Here is a 15,117-nt window from a genome sequence, read left to right on the forward strand (position 1 = left end):
GCAGACCCGCTCACGAACGAGTGAAAGAGGCGCCGAAAACGGGCCGCAATCAGTAATGAATACGGGCGAAACCACAGTCGATCCCTGGTGTTCCGTACCCCTACCGACGGGTACGGAACGCCTGCCCTCTATGCGGCATCTCGATGTCACTCCGGGGGCCCCGGAGGGGTAGGGTCGGGGGTGGTCGGGGACATCCCAAATACAGCTCGCCGGCACCGCATGGCCGGCGTACCAACGAGGAGATCGGTTCGTGACGATCCGCGTAGGCATCAACGGCTTCGGCCGTATCGGGCGTAACTACTTCCGCGCGCTGCTGGAGCAGGGTGCCGACATCGAAGTTGTGGCTGTCAACGACCTTGGTGACACCGCCACCACCGCTCACCTGCTGAAGTACGACACGATCCTGGGCCGCCTCAAGCAGGAGGTCTCCCACACCGCCGACACGATCACCGTCGACGGCCACACCATCAAGGTGCTCTCCGAGCGCAACCCCGCCGAGATCCCCTGGGGCGAGCTGGGCGTCGACATCGTCATCGAGTCGACGGGCATCTTCACCAAGCGCGACGACGCCGCCAAGCACCTCGCCGGCGGCGCCAAGAAGGTCCTCATCTCGGCTCCGGCCAAGGACGAGGACATCACCATCGTCATGGGCGTCAACCAGGACAAGTACGACCCGGCGCAGCACAACGTCATCTCCAACGCCTCCTGCACCACCAACTGTGTGGCGCCGATGGCGAAGGTCCTCGACGAGAACTTCGGCATCGTCAAGGGCCTGATGACGACGGTGCACGCGTACACGAACGACCAGCGCATCCTGGACTTCCCGCACAAGGACCTGCGCCGCGCCCGTGCCGCCGCCGAGAACATCATCCCGACCACGACGGGCGCCGCCAAGGCCACCGCCCTGGTCCTGCCGCAGCTCAAGGGCAAGCTGGACGGCATCGCGATGCGCGTCCCGGTTCCCACCGGCTCGGCCACCGACCTCGTGGTGCAGCTCCAGCGCGAGGTCACCAAGGACGAGGTCAACGCCGCGTTCAAGAAGGCCTCCGAGGACGGCGACCTCAAGGGCTATCTGGCCTACACCGAGGACGAGATCGTCTCCTCGGACATCGTCGGCGACCCGGCCTCCTGCACCTTCGACTCCTCCCTGACCATGGTTCAGGACGGCAACTCGGTGAAGATCCTCGGCTGGTACGACAACGAGTGGGGCTACTCCAACCGCCTCGTGGACCTCACGGTCTTCGTCGGCGACCAGCTCTGATCGTCGAAGCAGGACCTTGAAGTGAGAGCAGGGCTCGGGCAGCGCACCGTCGCGCTGTCCGGGCCCTGTCCTACGCCCGGACCACGTCCTCTTACGATCAGGTGCACCACGAGCCCTCCTCAGGAGTCCACTCAATGAAGACGATCGACGAACTTCTCGCCGACGGCGTGAGCGGTAAGCGGGTATTCGTCCGCGCCGACCTCAATGTGCCGCTCGCCGACGGGACGATCACCGACGACGGCCGCATCCGCGCCGTCCTGCCCACCGTCAAGGCACTGGCCGACGCGGGCGCGAAGGTGGTCGTCGCCTCGCACCTGGGCCGCCCCAAGGGTGCCCCGGACCCCGCCTTCTCGCTGCTGCCCGCCGCCGAGCGCCTCGGTGAACTGCTCGGCGCCCCGGTCGCCTTCGCCCAGGACACCGTCGGCCCCGCCGCGCACGACGCCGTCGACGGCCTCCAGCCCGGCCAGGTCGCGGTCATCGAGAACCTGCGCTTCAACCCCGGAGAGACCTCCAAGGACGACACCGAGCGGGGCGAGTTCGCCGACCGGCTCGCCGCCCTCGCCGACGTCTACGTCGGTGACGGCTTCGGCGCGGTCCACCGCAAGCACGCCTCCGTCTACGACCTCCCGGCCCGGCTGCCGCACTACGCCGGCTACCTGATCGCCACCGAGGTCGGCGTCCTGAAGAAGCTCACCGAGGACGTCAAGCGCCCCTACGTCGTCGCGCTCGGCGGCGCCAAGGTCTCCGACAAGCTCGCCGTCATCGACCAGCTGCTCGGCAAGGCCGACCGGCTGCTCATCGGCGGCGGCATGGCCTACACCTTCCTCAAGGCCAAGGGCTACGAGGTCGGCATCTCCCTCCTTCAGGAGGACCAGGTCCCGGTCGTCACCGAGTACCTGCAGCGCGCCGAGAAGCAGGGCGTGGAGCTGCTGCTCCCCGTCGACGTCGTGGTCTCCCGGGAGTTCCCGGACCTGAAGACCAAGGCGCCGACCGAGAACACCGTGGTCGACGCGGACAAGATCCCCGCCGACCAGGAGGGCCTGGACATCGGCCCGAAGACCCGAGAGCTGTACGCCTCGAAGCTCGCCGACGCCGAGACCGTCTTCTGGAACGGTCCCATGGGCGTCTTCGAGCACCCCGACTACGCCGAGGGCACCAAGGCGGTCGCCCAGGCCCTCGTCGGATCGAAGGGCTTCACCGTCGTCGGTGGCGGCGACTCCGCCGCGGCCGTGCGTACGCTCGGCTTCGACGAGAACGCATTCGGCCACATCTCGACCGGTGGCGGCGCCTCCCTCGAATACCTCGAGGGCAAGACGCTCCCCGGCCTCGCCGCACTGGAGGACTGACCTACATGAGCACGCGCACGCCGCTGATGGCGGGCAACTGGAAGATGAACCTCAACCACCTCGAGGCCATCGCACACGTCCAGAAGCTCGCCTTCGCCCTGGCCGACAAGGACTACGAGGCCGTCGAGGTCGCCGTCCTGCCGCCCTTCACCGACCTGCGCTCCGTGCAGACCCTGGTCGACGGCGACAAGCTCAGGATCAAGTACGGCGCCCAGGACATCTCGCCGCACGACTCCGGTGCCTACACCGGCGAGATCTCGGGCCCGATGCTGGCCAAGCTGAAGTGCACCTTCGTGGCGATCGGCCACTCGGAGCGCCGCCAGTACCACGGCGAGACCGACGAGCTGGTCAACGCCAAGGTCAAGGCCGCGTACAAGCACGGCCTGACCCCGATCCTGTGCGTCGGCGAGGAGCTGGACGTCCGCGAGGCGGGCGACCACGTCGCCCACACCCTCGCGCAGATCGAGGGCGGCCTGAAGGACCTCCCGGCCGAGCAGGCCGAGACCGTCGTGATCGCCTACGAGCCCGTGTGGGCCATCGGCACCGGCAAGGTCTGCGGCGCCGAGGACGCCCAGGAGGTCTGCGCCGCCATCCGCGCCAAGATCGCCGAGCTGTACTCGCAGGAGCTGGCCGACAAGGTCCGCATCCAGTACGGCGGCTCCGTGAAGGCGGGCAACGTCGCCGAGATCATGGCCCAGGCCGACATCGACGGAGCCCTGGTCGGGGGCGCCTCGCTGGACGCGGACGAGTTCGTCAAGATCGTGCGTTTCCGCGATCAGTGATCATGTCCGCGAGTAGGCGGTAGCGGCGATACGTCGTACCCTTGCGGGGGCGCAGCCGAGACGCTGTGCCCCCGTCGTCCATCCGAATCCGAGGAAGTTGGTCCAGCCGTGGTTTTGGGGTTCTCGATCGCCCTGATCGTCTTCAGCCTGCTGCTGATGCTGCTGGTGCTGATGCACAAGGGGAAGGGCGGCGGCCTCTCCGACATGTTCGGCGGCGGCATGCAGTCCTCCGTCGGCGGCTCCTCGGTCGCCGAGCGCAACCTCGACCGGATCACCATCGTGATCGGTCTGTGCTGGTTCGCGTGCATCATCGTCCTCGGCATGCTGATGAAGACGAACATCTGATTCGCACAGCAGGCACATCACGCATATTCCGCACGTAACGCCCCATGTTCGGTACGCGCTCCTGAGCGCGGCCTATCATGGGGCTTGCGTCTTGATATGGGGGCTGTAACTCCAATCACTGGACGCGCGTTGGGCCTTACGTAGACTGAGGCGCTCGCGGCGAAGCGGAACGCCGACTCGCTTCGCGGCACCATCACGCAGGGAGTTACGACCGTGGCAAGTGGCAACGCGATCCGAGGAAGCCGGGTCGGTGCGGGGCCGATGGGCGAGGCCGAGCGCGGCGAGTCCGCGCCGCGTCTGCGCATCTCCTTCTGGTGCTCCAACGGGCACGAGACCCAGCCGAGCTTCGCCAGCGACGCTCAGGTCCCCGACACCTGGGACTGCCCGCGCTGCGGATTCCCGGCCGGCCAGGACCGGGACAACCCGCCGGACCCGCCGCGCACCGAGCCGTACAAGACGCACCTCGCGTACGTACGGGAGCGGCGCAGCGACGCGGACGGCGAGGCCATTCTCGCCGAGGCGCTCGCCAAACTGCGGGGCGAGATCTAGAACTTCTCATCGGCCGGGCGCCTGCGGGCTCCTGGCCGAAGCCGTCTCGTCCCGCCGCGGACGGCCCGTTGTCAGTGGTGCCCCCTACGGTTGGCCACAACGGCACATCGTGAGGGGGACGTGTGGCTGCGGTCGAGGGGGCGGGCGAGGGCGCCCCCACCTGGCGCGGGGGATTCGGACGGCTGTGGACGGCAGCGGTGGTCTCCCGGTTCGGGGACGCGCTGCGGACCGCCGCGCTGCCGCTGCTCGCCGTGCGGCTGACCGACGATCCGCTCGTCGTCGCCTCGGTGACCGCGTGCGGCTATGTGCCCTGGCTGCTGTTCGGGCTGTTCGGCGGAGCCGTGGCGGACCGCGTCGACCAGCGGCGGGCGATGTGGTCCGTGGACGCGGTACGGGGCTTGCTCGTCGCCGGTTTCGCCCTCGCCGTCAGCCTGGGGCACGCCTCGATCCCCCTGCTGATCGCGCTGGCCTTCTCGCTCACCGCGCTCCAGACGCTCTTCGACAACGCCGCCACCGCCCTGCTGCCCTCCCTCGTGCGGAGCGAGGCCCTCGGCGGCGCGAACGCGCGGCTGATGACCGGTCAGCAGTTGGCGGGCGGGCTGCTCGCGGGCCCGTTCGTGCCCCTGCTGCTGACGGCGGGCGCGTTCATGCCGTTCGCGGCGGACGCGGGCACGTACGCGCTGGCGGCCGTCCTCGTGGCGTCCCTGCGGACCCGGCCGCCGGAGCGTGCGCCGCGCCCGGCCGGCAGCACCCTGCGCTCGGAGATCGCGGCGGGCCTGCGGGTCCTGTGGCGGGACCGGGCGCTGCGCGCGGTCTGCGTGGCGACGACCCTGTGCAACGTCGGCATGGGCGCCCTGATCGCCACCCTGGCGCTGCACGTCACCCGCTGGCTGCACGCCGGCGGCACCGGATACGTAGCCGCCATGACGGCGTACTCGGCCGGCAGCCTGGCCGGCGGTTTCGTCGCCCAGCGGATCGCGCGCCGCACCGGGCGGGTACGGGCCCTGCTGCTCGGCGGGGCGGTGCAGACCGGCTCGCTGCTGCTCATCGGCTCGGTACGGCACCTGTCCGCCCTGATCGCCGGCATGCTGCTGCTGGGCGCCATGAACATGGTGTGGAACGTCAACCAGGTCACGTTGATGCAGCAGCGCAGCCCCGCCGCCATGGTGGGCCGCGTCTCCTCCGCGTTCCGCACGGCCTCGACCTCCGGCGCCCCGCTCGGTGCCCTCCTCGGCGGAGTGGCCGCCCGGGTGTACGGGCTGAACGGGCCGGCCCTGCTCGCCGCCGTCCTCTTCACGCTGGCCGTCACCGCGCTGATACCGGCGCGCCGTCCGGACGTACCTGTTGTTGGCCGTGAGGACAGCGTCGCGAGCGCTCCTCCCGCGTGGTGATCAACTAGGTTGGGACCGGCAGCGGGGCAAGGTACGCAGCAGGACAGGTGCAGGAAAGAAGGCTGAGGTCGGAAATGAACGCAGACGGCCGTACCAGGCTCGACCAGACGCCCGAATGGGCCGCTCTCGCCAAGCACCGCGAAGAATTCGCGGACACCCGTCTGAGGGATCTGTTCGCCGCCGATCCGCAGCGCGGCGACGGGTACACGCTCCAGGTCGGTGACCTTTACATCGACTATTCGAAGCACCTCGTCACCGACGAGACGCTGCGGCTGCTGCGCGAGCTGGCCGCCGCGAGGGACGTGTTCGCGTTGCGGGACGCGATGTTCCGTGGTGAGCGGATCAATGTGACCGAGAACCGGGCGGTGCTGCACACGGCGTTGCGTGCGCGGCGGGACGCGGTGGTCGAGGTCGATGGTGAGAACGTCGTGCCCGCTGTGCATGCCGTGTTGGAGAAGATGGCCGGTTTCGCGGACCGGGTGCGTTCGGGTGAGTGGCGGGGTCATACCGGCCGGCGTATCCGGAACGTGGTCAACGTCGGGATCGGTGGGTCGGATCTGGGCCCGGCGATGGCCTACGAGGCGCTGCGTGCTTTCACCGACCGTGATCTGACGGTGCGTTTCGTCTCCAACGTGGACGGTGCGGATCTGCACGAGGCCACGCGGGATCTGGATCCGGCCGAGACGCTGTTCGTGATCGCGTCGAAGACGTTCACCACGATCGAGACGATCACCAACGCGACGTCCGCCCGTAAGTGGGTGCTGGACGCGCTGGGCGACGAATCGGCGGTGGCGCGGCATTTCGTGGCGCTGTCGACGAACGCCGAGAAGGTGGCGGAGTTCGGTATCGACGTGGCGAACATGTTCGAGTTCTGGGACTGGGTGGGGGGCCGGTACTCCTACGACTCCGCGATCGGCCTGTCGTTGATGATCGCGATCGGTCCGGACCGGTTCCGGCAGATGCTCGATGGTTTCCATCTGGTCGACGAGCATTTCCGCACGGCGCCGGCGGAGGCGAACGCGCCGTTGCTGATGGGTCTGCTGGGGATCTGGTACGGCAACTTCCATGACGCGCAGTCGCATGCGGTGCTGCCGTACTCGCATTACCTGTCGCGGTTCACGGCGTACCTGCAGCAGCTGGACATGGAGTCCAACGGCAAGTCGGTGCAGCGTGACGGTGAGCCGGTGCACTGGCAGACGGGTCCGGTGGTGTGGGGCACGCCGGGCACCAACGGGCAGCATGCCTACTACCAGTTGCTCCATCAGGGCACCAAGCTGATCCCGGCGGACTTCATCGGGTTCGCCCGTCCGGTCGGCGAGCTGCGCGGGGAGCTGAAGGACCAGCATGATCTGCTGATGGCGAACTTCTTCGCGCAGACGCAGGCCCTGGCGTTCGGCAAGACCGCCGAGGAGGTCCGTGCGGAGGGTGTCGCCGAGGAGCAGGTCGCGCACCGCACGTTCGGCGGCAACCGTCCCACCACCACGATCCTGGCCCGGGAGCTGACCCCCTCGGTCCTCGGTCAGCTCGTCGCGCTGTACGAGCACAAGGTGTTCGTCCAGGGCGCGGTCTGGAACATCGACTCCTTCGACCAGTGGGGCGTCGAACTCGGCAAGGTCCTCGCCAAACGCGTCGAACCCGCCCTCACCGAAGGCGCCGACGTCCCCGGCCTCGATACCTCCACCGAAGCACTCGTCGGCAGGTACCGGGAGCTGCGCGGACGCGGCTGACCACCCCGTCCTGGCCCGCCCGGCGATACCCGCTGTGCGTTTCCCGTGCGCATCCCCTAGGGTTCCGCTGATCCAGGGGAGGACGCACGCATGATGCGCAGGGGGTTCGCCGCGGCGGTCGCGGTGGCCGTGGTGGGGATGTCGGTGGCGGGCTGCGGCGGCAGGTACCGCCCGCCCAAGGGGGAGGACGGCGCTCCCGCGGCCACCGTCATGGCCCACCCGGCCTACGCGGGGCTGTCCGAGGTGCCGGAGCGGCTGGAGGCGGACGGGACGACCGTCACGGTCGGGGACCCCGGCGCGCCGGTGACCGTCCGCCTGTACGAGGACCCGCGCTGCCCGGTCTGCGAGGAGTTCGAGACCGAGGGCGGCGCTCCGCAGCTGCGCGAGGCCACCATCCGCCGGGAGACGAGGATCCAGTACACCCTCGCCTCCTTCCTCGACGACCGCCTCGGCGGCTCCGGCTCGAAGAAGGCGGTCAACGCCCTGCGGGCCGCCCTGGACGCCGGCAGGTTCGCCGAATACCACGACCTGCTGTACGCCAACCAGCCCGAGGAGAGCGTCGACGGATTCACCGACGCCCACCTGCTCGAGCTGGCTGGGCAGGTCGACGGGCTGCGCGGGCCGGAGTTCGACTCGGCCGTGCGCACCATGAAGTACCGGTCGTTCGTGACCGCCGCCGAGAAGCGGTACGAGAAGGCGGGCGGCGAGAAGGACCCCGGGGGACCCGGCACCCCCACCGCCGAGATCGACGGGGTACGCATCCCGGCGCAGTACAGCGGACTGCTCTTCGACGGGAAGGTGTTCGGCAAGCTGCTGTCCGACATCCGCAGCCGGCCGCAGCAGTGGAAGGACATCTCCTTCTGAGCCGGGTGTCCTGCTGAGCCGGCCCTAGGAGACCGCGCTGAGCGTGTCCGCGAGGCGCCGCCGGGCCGCGCGGGCGGCCGGCAGCGCGGCCAGGCCCGCCGCCCCCAGCACCGCGGCCAGGAGCAGCAGGAGCAGCAGCCCGGGCGAGGGGGACTGGGCGATCCCGGCCCCGATGCCGCTGGAGTCGCCCTGGGCGTCGATCAGTCGGCGGGCCAGCGGCAGCCCCAGAGCCGTGGCGGCGACGGCCGCCGCCAGGGCCGTACAGCTCGTCGCCGTGACGGTGATCGCGGTGATCTGCCGGGGGGACATGCCGATCGCCCGGAGTGCCAGCACGTCCCGCTCGCCCTCGCGGACGCTGCCGCCGATCGCGGTGAGCAGCTCGACGAGTCCGATGAGGGCGAGCACGGCGATCAGCCCGGCGACGACCGCGCGCAGCGGCGACAGCCCGTCGGCGGGGTTCGTCACGGGGTGCACGTCCAGATGGCCCTGGCCGGCCTCGGTGAGCGCGGCGGCCACACGCTGCGGGTCGGCCCCGGCGCGCAGGCGCAGCTCGTAGAAGGCGGCGGACACTCCGGGATCGTTCTCGCGGAGGGTGTCCAGGGTGGTGGTCACCACCCGGCCGGCGTTCTGCGGTTCGAGGCTGCGGCCCACGATGTGCAGGATCTGCGGGCGGTCGCCCACCGTCATCCGCACCCAGTCGCCGACCCGCGCGTGCAGCAGGTCCAGCAGTCCCTGGCCGGCCACCGCCTCGTCCGGTCCGCGTGCGGCGCGGCCCTCGGCGAGTGCGCAGGGGTAGGGCTCCGCGTGGGTGCCGATGCCGCGCAGGGCGATCGTCCCGGTCTGGCCGGGGACCAGCGCGGCCACTTCGACGCCCGGGTAGGCGGCGGCGACCCGGGGGTCGCGGGTCAGCCGGGTCTTCACGTCCGCCGTGCCGTCGGCGCCGTCGGAGCGCACGGTGAGCGTGGTCGGCAGCCCCACCCGCCCGGGACTGCTGTGGAACCGGTCGATCGTGGTCCACGCGCTGAGCGCCACCACGATCAGCAGCAGGGGCAGGGTCAGCCGGGCCACGGTCGCCAGGGACCGGCCGCGCCCCGCGAACGCCTTGTGGCAGCCGAGGACCAGCGCGGCCGGCAACCGCAGTCCGAGCGCCCGCCGGGCCAGGGGGGTCAGCCGACCGCCCGCCGGCGCGGACCTGCGCGGCACCGGCACGGGTGGCACCCGCCCCGCCCGCCAGGCCGCGAGCCCGGTGGTCAGGCCGATGAACAGGACGGCGCCCACCGGCACCACGAACAGCGCCAGGGTGTGCCCGGGCAGCCCCTGCCACACCCCCACCGCGTCACCGAGCCGTCCGGGAACCCGGCGGCCCAGCGCCTCGGTGAGCGCGGCCGCGCCCACGGCGCCGAGCAGGGCGTACGCGAGATGCTGGAGGAGGAAGATTCGCACCACCTGGCCGGGTGTGAAGCCGATCGCCTTGAGCACCGACAGGTCCCGCAGGTGCCCGCGGATGCGGGTGGCGATCGCGCCGTGCACCGCGAGCCCCGCGGCGACCAGCGCGCCCAGACCGAACAGTCCGAGGACCTGGCCGAGCAGCCGGTCGTCGCCCTGGGCCTCGGCGCGTGCCTGCTGCCAGGTGGACACCTCGCCGACCGCGCCCGCGCCCAGGACGGTCACGGCACGCTGCACGGCGTAGTCCGTGTCGGCCGGATCGTCGAGCCGCAGGCCGATCACCCGGCCGGCGGGTGCGCGTACGGCGGACGGCGGCGCCCACACCAGACCCGGCTGCTCACCCGGGCTGTAGTGCGGTTCTGTGCTGTCGGCGATGCCCTCGACGGTGAGGGTGCGGGCGGTACCGGGCAGGGTCAGCGTGTCCCCGGGCTCGGCCAGCAGGGCCCGGGCCAGGCCGGTCTCCAGTACCACCCCGTCCGGTTCGGCCGGGTCCAGCCAGCGCCCGGTGGTGACCAGCGGGCGGCCGACGGAGGGCAGCGCGGGCGTGGCGCGCAGTTCCACGGAGGCACGGGTGCCGCGGGAGGAGACGGTGGCGGCCTCGGTGCGGTAGGGGCCGGCGACGGACTCGACGCCGTCCAGCCGGGACAGCTTGCGGGCGTCCGCCGAGGGAACGGTGTGGATCCACACGTGCGCGCCGCGGGCCTGCGTGAAGATCCGCTGCCAGGGGTTGGTGGCGTAGCCGAACAGGGCGGTGGCCAGGAGCAGGGAGGCGACGATGCCGGCGGTGGCGAGCACGAGGAACAGCGCCTCGCCGCGGTGCGTGCGCAGATCGGAGTGCGCCCAGCGCAGGGTGGCCCGCACGTGCCTCAGCCCCTCGCCCCGCGGCGGCCGGCCGCGCGGCCGACCGGCGGACCTGCCGGCCGGGTCGCCGGCGGTACCGTCCGCGCAGACGTCAGCCGCACCATCAGTCCCTCAGCTCCAGCACACCGGAGATGCCGCGGCGCCGGGACGGCGTGGCGTCCAGCGCGGCGTCGTCGGCTATCCGGCCGTCGAAGAAGCTGATCACCCGGTCCGCGGCGCTGGCCAGCCGGGCGTCGTGGGTGACGAGGACGATGCTCTGCCCGCGTCCGTGGAAGTGGGACAGCAGCCGCATCACCTCGCGGGTGCCCTTGCTGTCGAGGCTGCCGGCGGGTTCGTCGGCGAGCAGCAGCGGCGGATGGTTGACCAGCGCCCGCGCGAGCGCGACCCGCTGCTGTTCGCCACCGGACAGCTCGCCGGGCATGCTGCGCTCCTTGCCGGCGAGGCCCAGCTCCGTGAGGAGGGCCTCGCGCTCGGCGCGGGCCTTCTTCGGCGGGACGCCGGCCAGCAGCGCGGGCAGCTCCACGTTGTCGGCGACGGACAGGTTCGACACGAGGTTGAAGAACTGGAAGACGATCCCGATGGCCCTGCGGCGCTCCACCGCCCAGCGGGCCTCGCCGAAGGAGTCCGTGCACCGCCCGTCGAGCCAGATGCTGCCCTCGTCCGGCCGTTGCAGGCCGCCCAGCAGGTGCAGCAGCGTCGACTTCCCGGCGCCGGACGGACCGGTGATCGCCACGAACTCGCCCCGCGCGACGCACAGGTCCACCCCGCGCACGGCACGCGCGGGCGCGCCCTCGCCGTGGTGGGTCTTGACCAGCCCCTCGGCGCGCAGCAGGGGAGCGGCAGAGCCGTCGCTCATTCCAGCTCCTCCAGTTCCTCCTGGCACCGCTCCAGCCAGTCGAGGTCGGCCTGCAGATGCAGCATGGCGCCCTCGATCAGCAGTTGGGCGATTCGGTTGTCCCGGTTCTCGGCCGCGGCAAGTTTCGACAGGTCACGCATGGTGTTGAGGTACTGGCGCCGCTGCCGGTTGATGAGGGCTATCTGGTCGGCGAGACCGGTCTGCGGGGCGAGGGCGAGCTTCATGAAGAACTCGTCCCGCACCCGCGGCTCGTCCTCGGTCTCCTCGAACCAGGCGTGCAGCGCCTCCCGCCCGGCGTCGGTGAGGTGGTAGACCTTCTTGTTGGGCCGGCTGGACTGCTCGACGTCCTCGCCCTCGATCAGCCCCGTCTTCTCGAGGCGGCCGAGGGTGACGTAGATCTGGCCGACGTTCGGCTGAGGGTACGCGGAGCCCAGCAGTTGCTCAAGGTCCTGTTTGAGCTCGTAGCCATGGGCCGGACCACGGGCGAGGAGAGCCAGGAGGGGCAGGCGCACTCGTGCTGTCCTCCTGTCTGCTCAATGTGCTCCAGGCCCTAGTATCGCCCATACCTAACAGGTATACATGGCCTCTGACCCCACGGGCGAGGGTGCTCGCGGCGCCGGTGTACAGGGAGGAACCTATGCGGTGGATACGCGCCGCCGGTAGGGGCCTGCTCGTTCTCGCCGTGGTCGTGACCGGTTACGTCGCCTCCGGCGCTCGCGCCGAACCGGGGAGCACCACCGGGCGCGGACCGCTGACCCTCGCCACCGCGGGGGATCTCACCAACTATCTGGGCCCCCTGCTGGAGGGCTGGAACCGCACCCACCCCGGCGAGAAGGTCACTCTCGTCGAGCTGCCGGACTCCGCCGACGAGACCCACGCCCAGATGACGACCGACCTGCGCGGCGGCGACCGGGGCCGCTTCGACGTCCTGAACATCGACGTCAACTGGACCTCGGAGTTCGCGGCGGCCGGCTGGATCCGCCCGCTGGGGCGCGGCCGCTTCCCGCTGAAGAGCTTCCTCGACCCGGTCGTGCGCACGGCGACCTACGACGGACACCTGTACGCCGTCCCGTACGTCACCAACGCAGGGCTGCTGCTGTACCGCAAGGACGTCCTGGCCGAGGAGGGGGTGCCCCCGCCGCGTACCTGGGCCGAGCTGGAGCAGGACGCGAAGACCATCGCGCCGAAGCACGGACTCGGCGGCTACGCGGGCCAGTTCCTGCCCTACGAGGGCCTCACCGTGAACGCCGCCGAGGCCGTGTACTCGGCGGGCGGCACGATCCTCGGTGCCGAGGGCAAGCGCGTCACCGTCGACTCGGCGGCGGCCCGTGAGGGCATCGGCTTCCTCGCGCGCGGCATCCGCGAGGGCTGGATCCCGCGGCAGGCGCTGACGTACAAGGAGGAGGAGTCCAAGCAGGCCTTCCAGGACGGAAAGCTGCTCTTCCTGCGCAACTGGCCCTACGCCTACGCCGTCGCCTCCGCCCGGGGGTCCGAGGTCGCCGGGAAGATCGGCGCCGTACCGCTGCCAGGACCCGACGGGCCGGGGAAGAGCGTCCTCGGCGGCTCCAACCTCGCCGTCAACACCCACGCCCGGCATCCCGACTCCGCCGCGCGGCTGATCTCCTACCTCACCAGCGCGCCCGTCCAGCGCCAGGTGCTCACCCGGGGCGCGCTGCCCCCCGTACGCGCCGCGCTGTACCAGGACCCCGCGCTCATCCGGCAGTTCCCCTATCTGCCGACCCTGCGCACCGCCGTGATACACGCCGAGCCGCGTCCCAAGAGCGCCCATTACGACCAGGTCAGCCTGGCGGTGCAGGCGGTCGTGCAGGACGCGCTCACCGGGCGCGAGACGCCCGAGGCGGCGGTGCGGCGGCTGGCGCACGAGCTGGCCGCCATCTCCAGTCGCTAGTTACTCGTTAGGTAACGCGGACATCTCATCTCGGTTCAGGCTGCCCCATTACGTCCGTCTTTGACGGGTCAACTGCCCAGTAGCTTCCGTTCTTTTCATTGACACTCTCGCGACACGCCTACCTAACATGCATGCATGTTGAGTAAGTACCACTGGTGGCGCGACGCGGTGATCTACCAGGTCTACGTCCGCAGCTTCCTGGACAGCACCGGCGACGGCATCGGCGATCTGGCCGGCGTCCGGGCCGGGCTGCCGTACCTGAAGAAGCTCGGCGTCGACGGCATCTGGCTGAGCCCGTTCTACCCCTCGCCCCAGCACGACCACGGCTACGACGTGGCCGACTACTGCGGGGTCGACCCGCTCTTCGGCGACCTCGCCGAGTTCGACCTGCTGATGGCGGACGCCCGACGCCTCGGCGTCAAGGTGCTCCTCGACATCGTCCCCAACCACTGCTCCAGCGAGCACCCGTGGTTCCGCGAGGCGCTGGCGGGCGGGCCCGGCAGCCCGGCCCGCGCCCGCTTCCACTTCGCCGACGGCCGCGGCCCCGACGGCGGCGAACCGCCCAACAACTGGCACGCGATGTTCGGCGGCCCCGCCTGGACCCGGGTGACGGAGCCCGACGGCCGGCCCGGCCAGTGGTACCTGCACATGTTCACGCCCGAGCAGCCCGACTGGAACTGGCGCGACCCCCAGGTCCCCGCCGAGTTCGACCGCGTCCTGCGGTTCTGGCTGGACCGGGGCGTGGACGGCTTCCGCATCGACGTCGCCGCCGGCCTGTACAAGCACCCCGCGCTGCCCGACTCGGACGATCCGGAGGCCGACGCCCGCACCCGCGACTCCGTCAACCCGCTCGCCTGGAACCAGCCCGAGGTGCACGAGGTGTGGCGCGACTGGCGGGCCGTCTGCGAGGAGTACCACGAACGCGACGGCCGCGAACGCCTCCTCGTCGGCGAGGTCTCCGTCCCCACCGCCCGCGAACACGCGCTCTACGTCCGCCCCGACGAACTCCACCAGGCTTTCTTCTTCGACCTGCTCGGCGCCCCCTGGGACCCCGACTCCTTCCGCAAGGTCATCTCCGAGGCCATGCAGGACATCGCCGGTACCGGCTCGACCGTCACCTGGGTGCTCAACAACCACGACCAGGTCCGCACCGTCACCCGCTACGGCGAGCCCGCCACCGAGGGCAGCGGTCTCGGCCCCGCCCGTGCCCGCGCCGCCGCCCTGCTGATGCTCGCGCTGCCCGGCGCCGCGTACATCTACCAGGGCGAGGAACTGGGCCTGCCCGAGGTCGTCGACCTGCCCGACGACGTGCTCACCGACCCGATCTTCCACCGCACCGGCAGCCGCGCCCGCATCCGCGACGGCTGCCGGGTGCCGCTGCCCTGGTCCGGGCAGGCCTCCCCGTTCGGCTTCACCTCCGGAGCCGAGGGCGCCAAACCCTGGCTGCCGCAGCCCGAGTACTTCGCCGAGTACGCCACCGACCGCGCCCTCGCCGACACCCGCTCCTTCTGGCACCTGTACCGCGACGGACTCCAGCTGCGGCACTCCCTGCCGCAGCTGGGCGAGGGCACGCTGCGCTGGCTCGACACCCCGCCCGGCGTCCTCGGCTTCGTCCGCGGCGACGGACTGGTCTGCGCCGTCAACTTCGGTACGGCCCCCACGCCCGCGCCGGTCTCCGGCACCCCCCTGCTCTCCAGCGAGCCCTGCCCGCCCGGCGTCCTGCCCGGCTCCACGGCCGCCTGGTGGCTGAACGACCTCTGAACCGACCCGTCAACGCCCA

At 71.0% G+C, this 15,117-nt stretch carries 13 protein-coding genes; 10 read left to right on the forward strand and 3 right to left on the reverse strand.

Annotated elements, in window-relative coordinates; all coding sequences use genetic code 11:
• Window positions 1-250 precede the first annotated feature (250 nt).
• The 8 genes from gap (at window position 251) to BLW57_RS29210 (ending at window position 8,265) form a co-directional block, all read left to right on the forward strand.
• Entirely contained in the window at window positions 251-1,261 is a 1,011-nt protein-coding gene (gap, locus tag BLW57_RS29175) for a type I glyceraldehyde-3-phosphate dehydrogenase (RefSeq protein WP_093478577.1), read from the forward strand.
• Window positions 1,262-1,395: 134 nt separating this feature from the next.
• Window positions 1,396-2,607, forward strand: coding sequence for a phosphoglycerate kinase (gene pgk / locus BLW57_RS29180; RefSeq protein ID WP_093478578.1), 1,212 nt, complete (start codon window positions 1,396-1,398; stop codon window positions 2,605-2,607).
• A 5-nt stretch (window positions 2,608-2,612) separates the two neighbouring features.
• Window positions 2,613-3,389 (forward strand): triose-phosphate isomerase, encoded by a 777-nt coding sequence (tpiA, locus tag BLW57_RS29185; RefSeq protein WP_093478580.1) that lies wholly within the window; start codon window positions 2,613-2,615, stop codon window positions 3,387-3,389.
• A gap of 108 nt (window positions 3,390-3,497) precedes the next feature.
• Window positions 3,498-3,734: a preprotein translocase subunit SecG gene (gene secG, locus BLW57_RS29190; RefSeq protein WP_093478581.1), complete on the forward strand. Its 237-nt coding sequence runs from the start codon at window positions 3,498-3,500 to the stop codon at window positions 3,732-3,734.
• A gap of 213 nt (window positions 3,735-3,947) precedes the next feature.
• Window positions 3,948-4,283, forward strand: a complete 336-nt coding sequence (locus tag BLW57_RS29195) for an RNA polymerase-binding protein RbpA (protein WP_003957010.1) — start codon at window positions 3,948-3,950, stop codon at window positions 4,281-4,283.
• A gap of 122 nt (window positions 4,284-4,405) precedes the next feature.
• Window positions 4,406-5,674 (forward strand): MFS transporter, encoded by a 1,269-nt coding sequence (locus BLW57_RS29200; protein WP_093478583.1) that lies wholly within the window; start codon window positions 4,406-4,408, stop codon window positions 5,672-5,674.
• Window positions 5,675-5,748: 74 nt separating this feature from the next.
• On the forward strand, window positions 5,749-7,401 hold the full coding sequence (gene pgi, locus BLW57_RS29205) for a glucose-6-phosphate isomerase (RefSeq protein ID WP_093478585.1): 1,653 nt from the start codon (window positions 5,749-5,751) through the stop codon (window positions 7,399-7,401).
• Window positions 7,402-7,491: 90 nt separating this feature from the next.
• On the forward strand, window positions 7,492-8,265 hold the full coding sequence (locus BLW57_RS29210) for a DsbA family protein (RefSeq protein WP_256339618.1): 774 nt from the start codon (window positions 7,492-7,494) through the stop codon (window positions 8,263-8,265).
• 24 nt (window positions 8,266-8,289) lie between these two features.
• Here the strand turns inward: BLW57_RS29210 and BLW57_RS29215 are convergent, their stop codons facing one another.
• From BLW57_RS29215 to BLW57_RS29225, 3 genes are all read right to left on the reverse strand, one after another.
• Complete coding sequence (locus BLW57_RS29215) at window positions 8,290-10,572, reverse strand: ABC transporter permease (protein WP_093478586.1); 2,283 nt, start codon at window positions 10,570-10,572, stop codon at window positions 8,290-8,292.
• A gap of 103 nt (window positions 10,573-10,675) precedes the next feature.
• Complete coding sequence (locus tag BLW57_RS29220) at window positions 10,676-11,428, reverse strand: ABC transporter ATP-binding protein (RefSeq protein ID WP_093478588.1); 753 nt, start codon at window positions 11,426-11,428, stop codon at window positions 10,676-10,678.
• Window positions 11,425-11,940 (reverse strand): PadR family transcriptional regulator, encoded by a 516-nt coding sequence (locus BLW57_RS29225; protein WP_093478589.1) that lies wholly within the window; start codon window positions 11,938-11,940, stop codon window positions 11,425-11,427. Before BLW57_RS29225 ends, BLW57_RS29220 begins: the two co-directional genes overlap by 4 nt.
• A gap of 125 nt (window positions 11,941-12,065) precedes the next feature.
• On the opposite strand from BLW57_RS29225, the gene BLW57_RS29230 reads away from it, so the two are divergent.
• Both BLW57_RS29230 and BLW57_RS29235 read left to right on the forward strand, forming a co-directional pair.
• Window positions 12,066-13,337 (forward strand): ABC transporter substrate-binding protein, encoded by a 1,272-nt coding sequence (locus BLW57_RS29230; protein WP_093478591.1) that lies wholly within the window; start codon window positions 12,066-12,068, stop codon window positions 13,335-13,337.
• A 135-nt stretch (window positions 13,338-13,472) separates the two neighbouring features.
• A complete protein-coding gene (locus tag BLW57_RS29235; protein WP_176985772.1) occupies window positions 13,473-15,098 on the forward strand; it encodes a glycoside hydrolase family 13 protein in 1,626 nt (541 codons plus the stop codon).
• Window positions 15,099-15,117 lie beyond the last annotated feature (19 nt).

The sequence above is a fragment of the Streptomyces sp. 1222.5 genome (assembly GCF_900105245.1).
Lineage (GTDB): Bacteria > Actinomycetota > Actinomycetes > Streptomycetales > Streptomycetaceae > Streptomyces > Streptomyces albidocamelliae.

Excerpts from the sequence above, each read along its gene's own strand:
- pgk (WP_093478578.1), top strand. The coding sequence starts at position 1,396 with ATGAAGACGATCGACGAACTTCTCGCCGACGGCGTGAGCGGTAAGCGG.
- tpiA (WP_093478580.1), top strand. The coding sequence starts at position 2,613 with ATGAGCACGCGCACGCCGCTGATGGCGGGCAACTGGAAGATGAACCTC.
- pgi (WP_093478585.1), top strand. The coding sequence starts at position 5,749 with ATGAACGCAGACGGCCGTACCAGGCTCGACCAGACGCCCGAATGGGCC.
- BLW57_RS29210 (WP_256339618.1), top strand. The coding sequence starts at position 7,492 with ATGATGCGCAGGGGGTTCGCCGCGGCGGTCGCGGTGGCCGTGGTGGGG.
- BLW57_RS29220 (WP_093478588.1), bottom strand. The coding sequence starts at position 11,428 with ATGAGCGACGGCTCTGCCGCTCCCCTGCTGCGCGCCGAGGGGCTGGTC.
- BLW57_RS29230 (WP_093478591.1), top strand. The coding sequence starts at position 12,066 with ATGCGGTGGATACGCGCCGCCGGTAGGGGCCTGCTCGTTCTCGCCGTG.
- BLW57_RS29235 (WP_176985772.1), top strand. The coding sequence starts at position 13,473 with ATGTTGAGTAAGTACCACTGGTGGCGCGACGCGGTGATCTACCAGGTC.